Below are 13,948 nucleotides of genomic sequence, written 5' to 3'. Positions count from 1 at the left end.
TTGTTTTAAAAAATATACTTTGGGTTCAATAATTATTGTTTATCCCAATATACTCTTGTATTAAGCGCATCCGGACCCTGGCGGGCAATTACAGCATTGTAATTAGCTTTATTAAGGTCATTCTCGGTTTGCGGATATTGTTGCCTGCGAGGGATCTTTTGGTCAGGACTTAATGAACCAGGAACCGGATCAAGCAATTTAGGCAAGCCTGTACGGCGATACTCCGCCCATGACTCCCAACCATTACCTAAGAAACCAGCTATCCATTTCTGGGTCATGATCTGGTTCATAGCAGTTGCAGCCGAAAATTTAACTGATGCCTGTGCAAGGTAAGCGCTTTCATCTGCCGAGCTAACACCGTTTTGCTCCAATGATGCAGCTACACCTTTATTATAGAAATCAGCAGCAGCACCGTCACCACCGGCAATCCAGTTAAGGTGAGCAGCTTCGGCCTGGGTAAACATGATCTGTGCATATGATGTCCAAACAGTTGGTGAAGCCTGGCCAGACACGGCTAACCCAATTAATGATACGTTACCTGGTTTACTACGGGTACCTTTATTATAGTTACCCAAAGCGTCACCAAAAGTACCGTACGGTAAACCTACGTAAGTTTTTGATGCAGTCTGAGCGGCGTATACCGGTAACCTTGGGTCATTAAGGCCACTCAGGGTATTAACCACAAGGCTGCTTACAGCATAATCGTAACGATTCCTATAGTTGGTATAATAAGGGTTTTCGTTAGTCTGAATAGCCAGATAGTCATAAACAGCGTTATCATCATTTGAGGCCATCAAACCACCGGCTACTGCTTTTGCATACTCAGTTTTACCGGTTGCGGGGTCAACTTTTGATAATCTCAATGCCATAACCGCGTGTAAAGAGTTAGCCCAATGTTTCCATTTAGTGGCATCGCCGCCAAATAAGATATCATTGGTTAAAGCTGCACCGCCGTCAAATTGAGCCTGAGCTTCGTCAAGTTCCTTCATTAAAGCTGCATAAACGTCTTTTTGCGCATCAAATGCAGGAGTTAACCCAGACACACCTTTTAAGGCCTGAGAGTATGGAATATCACCCCACCTGTCGGTAATAGTTAAGTAGATAAATGCTCTTAATATACGAGCTGCCGCTATCTGATTAGCATTTGAACCAAATTTAATAGTCGACTGCAGGCCTTTCTTGGCAGGGTCGGTATTAAACTGGATCAGTGTTTGCAAATCCTCCAGCGGACCGGTATAATACCCGGTATAATCGTATTGTTTTAACGAAAACTGCGATTCGTTTGTATAAAATGTTTCAGCAAGATATTGTGAATATAATTCGCCGGTGAATGCGTTGATGTTAGTTGTTGCACCGGCGCCATTTACACCACCTAAATATTGCAACGCGCTGGTTAAAAGATAGCCAGTTTGCGCAGTTGGCGACTGGTTGGGGTTAACGTTTAAATCGCCACCCACTTTACATGAGGCAAGTATAAACATACCAGCCCCGATTATATATTTACTGATATATGATTTTTTCATGATGAATAACTTGTTAGAATGTTACCTTAATGTTGAAACCTAAGTTTCTTGTGTTTGGCAATTGACCGCCTTCATAAAATGAAGTCTGTAATTGAGATGGGTCAACACCTTTAACCTTTGAATAGATCATCCATGGGTTTTGGGTTGTGATACCAAAGTACGCGGTTTGGAATGGCAACCTGCCTAACATCTTTTTAGGGAACGAATAACCAATGCTAACCTCTCTTAATTTAACGTATGAAGCATCATAAGTCCATTTTTCCCAAATCTGGCTATATGACTGCTCGTATAAAGTACGGGTTTCAACATAAGTAGTATTTGGGGTACCATCAGCATGTACGCCTGCTACCAGGGTACCGCCACCTTCAGAAACCGGGTTACGTACCGGGTTGCCTTTTGCATTGTTACCTACAGTTTCGATACCTAAGCCCGAGCCGTTAAGGTTTTGTTGGGTAACGGATACAAATTTACCGCCTTTTTGGAAGTCAAGAGAAAAAGCAAGTACTACGTTTTTGTAGTTAAATGAGTTGGTAAAACCACCTGTGTAACTTGGCAACATGCTACCGAGATTAACATTGTCTTGTCTTACAGGAAGGCCATCAGCACCAATTATGATATTTCCTTTGCCATCCCGTGCAAAACCTGATCCAATGATCTGACCATAAGACTGATTAAGATAACCGTTGATACCAAAGCTCGGTGAACCAACAAAGCCAAAGCTTTGAGCGCCGGCAGCCTGAACGCCACCTGGGCCATAACCGGCAAGACCGTCAGGAGTTACTTTTACGTTAGTTACACCAGGGTAAAGCGAAACAATTTTATTGCGGTTAAATGAAACGTTGAAATCAGCATTCCAGGTAAAATCTTTCGATTTGATCGGTGTGCCGCCAAGGCTGATCTCGATACCGTTATTGCGGATAGAACCAGCGTTGATAACAACTGTTGAATAACCGGTTGTACCGTTAACAGGCAACGACAAGATCTGATCTTTTGTAGTACGAGTATAGTAGTTGAAGTCAAATCTAACTCTGTCTTTGATAAAGTGTAACTCAGTACCAATTTCGTACGAAGTTGAAAGACTTGGCGTTAAATTTGCATTTGGCAAAGTGTTAGGTACTGTTTGCACAGCATCATTTCCGTGTGGCGTAGTGCTTAAGTTGTAAGTTGGGTATGTTGAGTAAATAGGCGCATCAGAACCTAATTTAGCTGCCGATAACCTTAATTTACCAAATGTTAAAATGTCATTTTTAGGCATCAGTTCGGTAAATACAAATGAACCCGACAAACCACCGTACCAGTATGAATTGTGGTTTACCGGCAAGGTTGAAGACCTGTCATTACGGGCATTGAAATCAAGATATAAGAAATCTTTATAACCAAATGAGGTATATCCGTAATAGCTGTTTACCCTTGAAAGCGCGTTATAGCTAAATGAGGTTGCGGCATTTGCAGAGTTACTTAAAGTATACAAATCCGGAATTGCTAAACCACCTACTGTTGCACCTGATAAGTAAGTATAGCGGTCTTGACGACTCTCGGCATAAACACCTGCCTTTACGGAAAGGTCTTTAAAGTTGTGACTATAGCTTACGTTACCCACGTAGTTATTTTCTTTGTAAGTATATTGATTTTGTGAATAAGCATCTGGGTTAAGCGTACCTGAGCCCACCTGTGCACTCGCGTCGCGGGTTAATAAATCCTGCCTTGCAATAAATGACGCAGAGATATCTTTTGTAAACTGGTAACTTAAAGTCAGGTTTCCGTAAACACGGTTATTATTTGATTTTGACGTGTTTTCGTAAGCCTCAGTATAAGGGTTATCCCAGTAGTGAGGAGTTAAATCGTCAGGGCTGGTGATATTCCATGATGTGAATGTACCATCAGCTCTTTTGTAATTTTTAAGTTTGTCAATTTCAACGTCCCTGTGAAACCACTGGCTAAATGAACCTGCAGTTTGGGTACCGTAACCTTCTTGCGGAATGTTGAATGAATTGATTTGCGAAAAGTTAACGTTAGCGCTCGCAGTTAATTTTTTAGTAAGTTTCAACTCACCATTTACGCTTACGTTATTACGTTTCTGATCGCTGTTTGGAGTAATACCGGTACGGTCGATGTTAGTGTATGATACCCTAAGGTTATAATCATCACCTGCTTTTGAGAAAGCGGCGTTGGTATTGAAAGTAACACCTGTACGGTAAAAATCACGTACGTTATTAGGTTGCGGCACAAATGGTTTCAATTTACCAAAGTCGGGATTGGTTGGATCCCAGAAATACCATGGAGCGTACAGCGTACCATCCATTTTAGGGCCCCAGCTTTCATCAACACCATAATCGTAAATTTTTGTACCGTTAAATTTAGCGAATGAAGCAGGTGAACCATTAGCTGGATCATAAGTGTAAGTATCCCATTTAACGCTGGTACCACCACCATATTCGTTTTGATACTCCGGTAACTGGTAAACTTTTTCAAAAGTGGTTGATTGATTGATTGAAACACCAACGCCTTTGTTTGCGCCTTTTTTTAATGTGATAACAACAGCGCCTTCAGAAGCACGCTGACCATAAAGAGCGGTAGCAGCCGGACCTTTTAAAACCGAAATTGATTCGATATCATCGTTGTTCACTGCATTGGGGTCGGTAATAACACCGTTTACAACGTAAATTGGGTTACCACCCGATAATGAGTTAATACCACGGATACGGATAGTTGATACACCAAACTTAGCACCAGAACCACCTAACACCTGTACACCGGCAATTTTACCGGCAAGGGCAGTGTTAAGGTCAGATTGTTTGGTAACTGTAAGATCATCACCTTTTACCTGTTGTGCAGCATACCCTAATGATTTTTGCTGCCTTGAAATACCCAATGCTGTTACAATCACCTCGTTAAGACCGCGGCTTGATGCCTCTAAAACCACTTTAAGGTTTGCAGAAGCGCCAACAGGTACATCCTGCGTAGCATAGCCGATAAAGCTGAATGATAAAACTGCGTTGTTTGGAACGCTGAGTGAAAATCTACCGTCGACGGTAGTTTGGGTACCGGTTGTTGTGCCTTTTATTTTAACCGATACACCCGGCAGAGGAAGACCGTCCTCCCTGGCTGTTACCGTACCGGTAACAGTGTGATTTTGCGCAAAAAGCTGTGTTACAGCAAATACGAAACTGCACAAAATTAGTAGTAGTCGTTTTTTCATAGAAAAAATTTAGCTAATAGTTAAGTCGGCAAACTTAACACTGAAGGCTAAAATAAAAGAACATCAAAATGTAATATTTCCTTTACAGGAATTTATTTAACCATGGGGAATATTTTAGGAAATAACCAACAAGAAATTACCTTTGCCAGCGTTAATACCACATGGCCGATTAGATCCGGCCGGTAATAAGTCAGTTAATATTGTTAATTATAAATTAGGAAAATGCGCGAGGCATTTTCCTAATTTGCTTTATAAGCCTCTGTATATCAAACCGCAATAAAATTAACTGTAACGATAGGTTAGTTAGAAAAATCGGGGCATACGGACTTGTAAAACCCGGCGAATTTTGGCAAAAAAGTTCGCCGAGCTGCTCCGAAGAAGAGATTATTTCAATAAAAAAGCTTAAAAAAACATTGCCAAAATCATGTTTTAATGCTTTAAAAATCAATGTAACAATATATTTACGTGATAAAAACCACTATAAATGGTCTTTAACTGCATACTAAATGACACAAGTCTGACAAAAGACGATCGTAAAATTGTCTTCTGTCAGGCTCTTTTGACCATTATTTATCCTTTTAACACTTCCCTGCTGATCACTATTTTCTGGATTTCACTTGTCCCCTCTCCTATAGTACAAAGTTTAGCATCACGGTAAAATTTCTCAACCGGGAAATCCTTGGTATAGCCATAACCGCCGAAAATCTGTACAGCTTCTGTAGCTGTACGCACCGCCACTTCAGAAGCAAAATATTTAGCCATAGCCGATTGTTTGGTCACCGGCAGATGACGGTTCTTCAAATCTGCAGCCTGCATAATCAGCAGTTCGGCAGCTTCAATTTCTGTGGCCATATTGGCCAGTTTAAATGCTATACCCTGGAAATTGCTGATAGGCTGTCCAAACTGCCGGCGCTCTTTGGCATATGCTACTGCTGCTTCAAAAGCTCCTTTAGCAATCCCTAATGAAAGGGCCGCTATCGAAATCCTGCCGCCATCCAGCACCTTCATCGCCTGCTTAAAACCTTCACCCTCAACACCCAACAGGTTCTCTTTAGGTACGCGGCAGTTATCAAAAATAAGTTCGGTGGTTTCCGAAGCACGCATGCCGAGCTTGTTTTCTTTTTTGCCATGGGTAAATCCCGGCGTACCTTTCTCAATAACCAGCGCCGAGATTCCGTGCGAATCGCCTTTGTTACCCGTACGCACCATCACCACGGCCACGTTGCCCGATTTGCCATGGGTTATCCAGTTTTTTGAGCCGTTAACTACATAATGATCGCCATCCAAAACAGCAGTAGTGTTCATTCCCAACGCATCTGATCCTGTATTGGCCTCGGTAAGTCCCCAGGCACCAAGCCATTCGGCGGTAGCCAGTTTAGGGAGCCATTTAAGTTTCTGCTCTTCATTGCCAAAAGCCAGGATGTGCCCGGTGCAAAGCGAATTATGGGCTGCTACCGATAACCCGATAGCGCCACAAACTTTGGCTATCTCACTTACTACGGTAACGTACTCAAAATAGCCAAAACCCGAGCCGCCGTATTGCTCGGGCACAAAAACCCCCATCATGCCAAGCTCACCCAGTTGTTTAAATAAATCGATAGGGAAATTTTGGGCCTCGTCCCACTCCATTACATGAGGCTTAATATAACGTTCGGCAAAATCTTTAGCCATTTGGCCAACCATTTGCTGATTTTCGTTCATAGCAAAATCATACCCACCGGTTGACTGGGTATCAGTTAACATAGCATCCATACATTTTATAATTGGTTACAACAAAATAACGTATAAAAAATGAGATTGGTTTGCCCATAAAACACTGCAAATCAAGAACAATTTGGTATCGGGTATGAATTATAGGTTTAGTTGAAATAGGGTGGTTTTAGGATGCAAAAATTGGTTGAAAATATTTTCATGAATTTATCGATGTGGGGAATACAAATCTTCATTTTTTCACACTCAGATACCTGTTATCTTAAAAATATGTGTGAAATTATAGGATTAATCGAAATAGAGAAATTTCGGGTAGAAGAAATTAATAGACAATACTTTTCGAGGATTAAGCCAAGAACTACAAATTAAGATAGCATTCATGGCGTTGCCTTCGGCCCGGGCTCTCCGTTACAAGTCCTCGCCTTACCTTTACGCAAGCCTCCGCACGCTGCGGGCTTTTCACTGCTATCCCTAACGCAGCCGGCGCACGGGCTTTCATTTAATACCTCATATCTCCCTCTTACTTTGCGCCTTAGCGTCTTTGCGAGTAACTATCAGAGAAACCCTGGAAAAAATTGTGATGACGTGCAAAATATGTTTTAGAGATGCCGTGCAGGCGGCCGCGTTAGTGATAGGAGCGGATACCGTCCGTTAGCCAACGGATAATGCCTGTGCCGTATGAGCGCATAGCACGGGCCGCAGGCAACGCCCATATTCATAAAACTAATCAAAAAAAACATGCTTAATAAGCAGCAACTTACAATTACCTCATTATAAGCTTAAATCCGCCGAAAAGGCCTCTTACAAAATAGTAAAACTACTATAAATGTTACAATTAATAATCGGCCAGCACCACCAGTTTATCGCAAATAGGCGTTATACGCTCCCGGCCATTCAAAAATCCAAGCCCAACTACAAATGAAAAACCGGCAACTACGCCGCCCATTTCCTTAATAAGTTCACTGGCTGCAGTCACTGTACCGCCGGTGGCCAGCAAATCGTCATGTAATAATATATGCTGACCGGGTTCAAAGGCATCGGTGTGTAATTCAATCGTCGCTGTACCGTATTCCAGCTTATATGCTTTTTGTTTTATGGTGAATGGCAGCTTACCGGCCTTGCGTACCGGAACAAAAGGAACGCCCAACTTGGTAGCCAATGTAAGGCCAAATAAAAAACCTCTGCTTTCTATACCGGCCACTGCATCAATGCGGGTGCCCTTTAATTGCTCAACAAAAGCGTCGATAATGTTTTCACACAGTTCGGGATCTTTAAGTATCGGGGTAATATCTTTAAAAATAATTCCAGGTTTCGGAAAATCGGGAATGTCCCTTATGGCTGCTTTTATTTGCTGGGCTATCATTTGAAAACTAAATAAGGCCCAATTTTACGCAAAATTCCGTCATTAAGTATGGCAATATTTTTCAGATCGGTCAAGGTATTGTAATTACCATGCTCATCACGATAAGCAATAACGGCATCCATTTGTTTATAGCTTAGATAGGGGAAGCGCTTAAGCTCGCTAAATGTGGCTGTGTTAATATTCACTTTAATGATATGCCTGCCATCAACAGCAATATCAGCCCTGATCTGGTTATACTTTTCCTCGTCGATGCCGTAAACCTCTTTTAACTGCTCTTTATTGTAAAAGCCACCAACCCGTTCGCGATAGTGTACAATACGCCGGGCAAATGCGGGGCCAATCCCATGGATCATTGTAAGCCTTGCCGAGTCGGCGGTGTTAATTTCTATTGTTTCGCCCGGTTTAACTTTGTTTACGTGATAAGCAGGTCCATCGGGCAGGTCAATATACGGCTCAAGACGCTTGTATTCGGCCGGACTAATACTGTACATTTTTTGTACATCTCCTTTGGTAAAGAAAAGCCCGCCTTTTTCTTCATAATGTTTAACAACCACGGCCTGATGTTCGGTGAGGCCTAGTTTTACCCAATCGGCAAGTGGTAGATGGTTCGGGTTAAATTTGAAGAGAACAGCAGGTGGAATACGACTATCACCCGTAAAAGCGCTATCATCAGCTATAATACTGCCTGTTTTATCAGTTCCAACTGTCGCTTTATCAAAAGCCTTAAAATTTATTGTATTATCTTTGTGGCTTGCCTGGTACACATAAGGGGCCAACAGCACCATCGCTATTAAAATAATCAATACTACCATTCCGTTCCACTCTTTTTTTGTGACAGACAGGTAGTTTTTAATTTGCAGCCTCATTTATATACGTTACCGGCGTTAAATTAAATAAAAATTTAGGATATTTATTTGTTAAACATACTGCTTATAAACAATGAAAGTTATAACCACCGAAGAGTTTGCCAAAGCCACCAAACTGGATAAGTTGAAAATGCCGGGCCTGGCCGCTTTATTGATGGAGTTAATGAAGATAAACCAGGTTAACGATCTTTTTGCCCAGGCACAACCCAAACAAGGCCCTGAGTTTGTTGATGCTATATTAGAAGGCTGCGGCATTGATATTGAATTTGATGAGCGCGAGCTGCGTAACATACCTAAAGAAGGTAGCTTTATAGCCATAGCCAATCATCCCTACGGAGGTATTGAGGGCATGGTATTATTAAAAATCCTGTGCATGGCCCGCCCAGATTCAAAGCTGATGGCCAACTTCCTGCTAAAAAAAATCCCTAATCTTGCCGATTATTTTATAGCTGTAAATCCTTTTGAAAACGTTGAGCATTCATCAAGCATAAGCGGTTTAAAAAATACACTCGAGCTATTGAACCAGGGCACTCCCATCGGTATTTTCCCGGCCGGCGAGGTATCAACCTTTAAGGTAGAGCAAAAACAGGTAACCGACCGTATGTGGCACCCTGTTGTAGGTAAGATCATTGCCAAAGCCAAAGTACCGGTGGTTCCTATTTATTTCCATGGCAATAACGGTCTGTTATTTAACTTCCTCAGTTTGCTGCACCCTACCCTGCGTACGGCTAAGTTGCCATCAGAGTTATTTAACAAACATGGGCATACCATTAAACTACGGATAGGGAAACCCATTAATGTAACCGATATCCCCGACTATAATAATAGTACTAAACTTCTTAATTTTTTACGCGCCCGTACCTATGCTTTGGGTACAGGTTTAGAAGAGGAAAAGAAGATATTCAGTCCGCGTAACCTGTTTAAAATTAAACGTGATGCAGAGGAGATTACACCCGAAATAGATAGCGCTATTCTTGAACAGGAGATAGAACCGCTACGCGAAACCTATAAAGTTTGGACCGAGAAAAATTACGAAGTGTTTATAGTACCAACCTCAACCATCCCCAACGTGATACGGGAGATAGGCAGGCTGCGCGAAATCACTTTCCGCGAAGTTGGTGAAGGGACAAACAAAGCTATCGACCTTGATGAATACGATATCTACTATCACCATCTCTTTATCTGGGACTTTGAGGCCAAACGTATAGTTGGGGCCTATCGCATAGGCCTGGGCGACGAGATATTTTACAGCGTGGGCAAAAAAGGATTTTATGTAAATGAATTATTTAAGCTAAAAACTCAGTTTATACCCGTATTACGCAGAAGCCTGGAACTGGGCCGCTCATGGATCCGCAAGGAGTATCAAACCAAGCCTTTACCGTTATTCTTACTATGGAAAGGTATCCTCAAATTCTTGATTGATAACCCACGCTATCGTTATCTGATAGGCCCGGTAAGCATCAGCAACTCGTTTTCTAAATTTTCCAAATCGCTTATTGTCGATTATATCAATCGCAATCACTTTGATCATGAAATGGCGCAATATGTTAAACCGCGCAAAAAATTCAAGGTTGATTTTGCCAAAATTGATACCGACCTGCTGATGGCCGGCGAAGACAGTTTTAAAGGGCTCGACAACCTGATATCTGAAGTAGAAACCCGTAACATGAAGGTTCCTGTATTATTGCGCCAGTACATCGCCCTGAATGCAAAAATCATCAGCTTCAATATCGACCCTAAATTTGCCGATTGTTTGGATGGCTTCCTCGTTCTTGACCTTGAAAAGGTACCGCAGGATATACTGGATAAATTGGGGAAAAATTTATAGTAAATCTTCAATCTAAAAGAAAGAGAGACACCAGCAAGCTTGTCTCTCTTTTTTTATGGCGGCAATCAAATCGTTACCCAAAACAAAACGCCCCCAATATTCATCGGGGGCGTTTTCATTAACCATATTTTGTTTTACAATTACCAGCTGTAACGTACACCAAATTGCATTTGCCAGCGTGAAGCGAACAAATCAACTGAGTATGGTAAACCTGGGTTGGAAAAATTGTAGGTTGGGTATGATGTAACATTACCGTTTTTAACAAAAGCCGGACCAGTAGCAGTTCCTGGCAAAGTACTAACAGGTGTTAAACCAACACTTGCCGAAGAGTTGAAAGTATTTGCCGAGAAATAATATTGTCCCCAACTCTTGTTCAATAAGTTGGTAAGGTTGATGATATCATAAGTAAATGTGATCATCTGTTTGTGTTTACCGTTACCAAATTTGAAGTCTTGAGTAAAGCGGAAGTCTAATTGATTATTCCATGGAGTGAAAGCAGCATTACGTTCTGTAAACTTGCCACGACGTGAACTTAAATATTTGTCGCCATCAATAAATGCATCAAACGCAGCTACCTGTTGTGCAGCAGTTTGTACCACTACACCATTTTTTACCTGATCAACAATCATCTTAGCTGTTTCGTCTCTGGTAGGGATGTAAGCCAGGCTTAATTGCTGACCTGTCCCGTCGATAGCGTTTGGATAGGTATCATAAGTGTATGGGTTACCACTTTGCGCGCTAAAGAAGAAAGTAAAGTTAGCTGTGTAGTTGTGTCCGGCATCCCAATCGTGTTTGAAATTCACGTTTGATACGATACGGTGACGGATATCAAAGTTTGAATTAGCTAAACCCGGATTGTTAGGATTCAAAGCCTGGTTCAACTGCCAGTTTGACTCCATTGAGTTACGGATACCATTGGTAACGTCTTTAGAGTGTCCGTAGGTATAGGCAACTGAGAAGTTTAATGCACTTTGTGGATCAAACTGAGTGAATTTTGCTACTTGTGCAGTTGCACTGTAACGATAACCTTCGCTGGTATTTGATAACAAATAAGCATTGGTATATTTTGAGTTGATACCCTTGTTGATGAATATCGGCTGTTGGTGCTGGGTATCATAAGGATAATAAGTTACACTATCCTTGGTATTTACCTGCTGAAATTTCAAGTCATGAATAACTTTGGTATAGATACCTTCAACAGTAAATTTCCATTGGTTATCAGTTGTATAATCAACTGCTAAGCTGCTTCTCCATACCTGTGGCATTTTGAAGTTATTATCAATCATATCCACCTGGGTAGAACCAGTAGCACCGGTATTAAAGTTACCTTGTTGATTAACAAAGTTTAAACCACCATTAGGAGGTGCCTGAATAGGGTTGGTACCCGGAGTAATCGGAGATGTAGCTGATGGTTTTTTATCATAAGCACCATAAGTAGCACCGTTATTGTAAAACGCGTAGCCAAACCATGCAAAAGGAACACGGCCAGTGAAGAAACCGCTACCACCACGTAAAATAACGCTTTGATCACCATTGGCATCATAGTTAAATGATACACGGGGGTTCCACTCTATGTTACCCAGGTAATTTTGTTTGATATCTTTTGGTTTGGTATAAGTATAAGTGGTACCGTAGTTTGGATCAACCGGAGCGTTAGTTGTTTTATCGCTCAATGGTTGTTTGTTTGGCACACCTGCATAATCAGCACGTAAAGCTACAGTCAATTTGAAGTTATCAGTTAACTGAATATCATCCTGTCCATATAAACTCAGCAGGTTAACTTTAAACTGAGCCGAAGGGTGCGCTAAGATATAATCACGTGTATTATCTGTGTAATTGAAGTTTGCACGTATACGTGAAGGGTTGTTAGCAATAAAGTTTTCAATGCTGCTATAAGCCACACGACCGTTCCACGCATTTACGAAGTTATAAGTGATATTATAAAACTCGTTGTGAGTACCAAATGTAAACGTATGTTTTCCTTTTGTCCAGGTTAAGTTATCAGTAAACTCAGCAGTTTTCTGGTGCATATCAAAGATAGCAGCCTCACGGTCGGTACCCATGAATATAGTTGTACCAGGGGTACGACCGGTGATCTCGATCTGAGGTAACGCCGGGTTTGAGTTAGGGTCACGATAATCATGAACAGCAGAGTAACCTAATACCAGGCTATTGCTCAAGTTACCTGAAAACCTTGATTTCAATTCCGCAACTGTTGAAGTTGAGTTGTTGTGAGAAGTATAATCGATACCGCTGAAACGGAAGTTCTGCTGATCACGCTCTAAGTTTGTAGCTTTTGAGCTGATAGTATTGTTACGGATGGTTAACTGGTTGTGATCATCGATATTCCAATCTAAACGGTTAAAGTACTTGTTTGAATTAGAGAATATCGTAGTGTTGTTGTATGTACCAGGATCAAGACCGCCGGTAAATGATTTAAATGCGGCAACCAATTTATCACCGTCGGCCTGGCTTAAGATATTAGCCGAACCATTGTGATCAAGACCGCGGATAACAGGGTCCTGCCTGCGGGCAATCTCTTCATTGGTAAAGAAGAATAATTTATTTTTAATGATTGGGAAACCTAAACGGATACCACTTTGGTAATCATGGAAATCGCTAAGTTTTGAACCATCGCCACCTAAAGCAGCTTTGGCATTGTTAGCACCTACCATGAATGATCCACGGCCATAACCATAAACTGCGCCTGAGAAATCATTTGTACCGCTACGGGTTACAGCGTTGATACTACCACCTAATACGTTACCAATTTTGATATCGTAAGGAGCAACATAAACCTGGATATCCTGGATAGCGTCAAGAGAGATAGGGCTTGTACGTGTACTGCTACCAACCTGGCCTGAAGCGTTGTTTTGACCGCCTAATGAAGGGCTGAAACCAATTGCATCGTTATTTATAGCACCATCAAGCGTTACGTTATTGTAACGGTAGTTGGTACCCTGAAACGAGTTGTTATTGCTTTGAGGGGTATTTCTTGTTAAATCCTGTAAGCTGCGGTTAATTGAAGGAGCAGTACGGATTTGGTTTTGACCAATACGGGTACTTGCACCAGTTTTTGCAGGGCCTGCAGACGCTTTTACTTTAACCTCTTGCAGGGTAGTAGTTTCGTCCTGCAGTACAAAGTTTAAAGTTGCGTTACCCAATTGAAGGGTAAGATCGCTTTTTTCGTCTTTTTTATAACCGATAAAAGTAGCGGTTACGGTGTAAGGACCGCCCGGGTTAATGTTATTAACCGAGAAACGGCCTTCGGCATTGGTTTGTGCACCATACCTGGTACCTGTGCTGGTATTAAGTACAGTAATGGTTACACCCGGAAGTGTAGCACCTTTCTGATCTGTAACTTTACCAACAAGTACCGAGGTAGTGATCTGAGCGTTTGCGACGCCCCCAACCCCAATAATTATTAGTGTTAAAATAATAAAGTAGAGCTTTTTCATT

The 13,948-nt window shown here is 41.7% G+C and carries 7 protein-coding genes; 1 reads left to right on the top strand and 6 read right to left on the bottom strand.

All coding sequences use genetic code 11. From position 1 onward, the window contains the following. Positions 1 to 32: 32 nt before the first annotated feature. From ACEN9X_RS17205 to ACEN9X_RS17185, 5 genes are all read right to left on the bottom strand, one after another. Positions 33 to 1,523, bottom strand: a complete 1,491-nt coding sequence (locus tag ACEN9X_RS17205) for a SusD/RagB family nutrient-binding outer membrane lipoprotein (RefSeq protein WP_413666300.1) — start codon at positions 1,521 to 1,523, stop codon at positions 33 to 35. 13 nt (positions 1,524 to 1,536) lie between these two features. After that, entirely contained in the window at positions 1,537 to 4,722 is a 3,186-nt protein-coding gene (locus ACEN9X_RS17200) for a SusC/RagA family TonB-linked outer membrane protein (RefSeq protein ID WP_413666299.1), read from the bottom strand. 570 nt (positions 4,723 to 5,292) lie between these two features. Beyond that, entirely contained in the window at positions 5,293 to 6,474 is a 1,182-nt protein-coding gene (locus ACEN9X_RS17195) for an acyl-CoA dehydrogenase (RefSeq protein WP_413666298.1), read from the bottom strand. A gap of 793 nt (positions 6,475 to 7,267) precedes the next feature. Further along, positions 7,268 to 7,795 carry an adenine phosphoribosyltransferase gene (locus ACEN9X_RS17190; RefSeq protein WP_413666297.1) on the bottom strand — a complete coding sequence of 176 codons (528 nt, stop codon included), beginning with the start codon at positions 7,793 to 7,795 and terminating at the stop codon, positions 7,268 to 7,270. Then, entirely contained in the window at positions 7,792 to 8,661 is an 870-nt protein-coding gene (locus ACEN9X_RS17185) for a ComEA family DNA-binding protein (protein WP_413666296.1), read from the bottom strand. Before ACEN9X_RS17185 ends, ACEN9X_RS17190 begins: the two co-directional genes overlap by 4 nt. Positions 8,662 to 8,734: 73 nt before the next feature. Here ACEN9X_RS17185 and ACEN9X_RS17180 point away from each other — a divergent pair, with 73 nt between their 5' ends. Beyond that, positions 8,735 to 10,489, top strand: coding sequence for a lysophospholipid acyltransferase family protein (locus ACEN9X_RS17180; RefSeq protein WP_413666295.1), 1,755 nt, complete (start codon positions 8,735 to 8,737; stop codon positions 10,487 to 10,489). A 140-nt stretch (positions 10,490 to 10,629) separates the two neighbouring features. Here the strand turns inward: ACEN9X_RS17180 and ACEN9X_RS17175 are convergent, their stop codons facing one another. Continuing rightward, a complete protein-coding gene (locus ACEN9X_RS17175; protein ID WP_413666294.1) occupies positions 10,630 to 13,947 on the bottom strand; it encodes a carboxypeptidase regulatory-like domain-containing protein in 3,318 nt (1,105 codons plus the stop codon). Position 13,948 lies beyond the last annotated feature (1 nt).

The organism is Mucilaginibacter sp. Mucisp86 (assembly GCF_047324315.1).
Classification (GTDB): domain Bacteria; phylum Bacteroidota; class Bacteroidia; order Sphingobacteriales; family Sphingobacteriaceae; genus Mucilaginibacter.
This window is presented reverse-complemented; position numbering and strand designations above follow the sequence as displayed.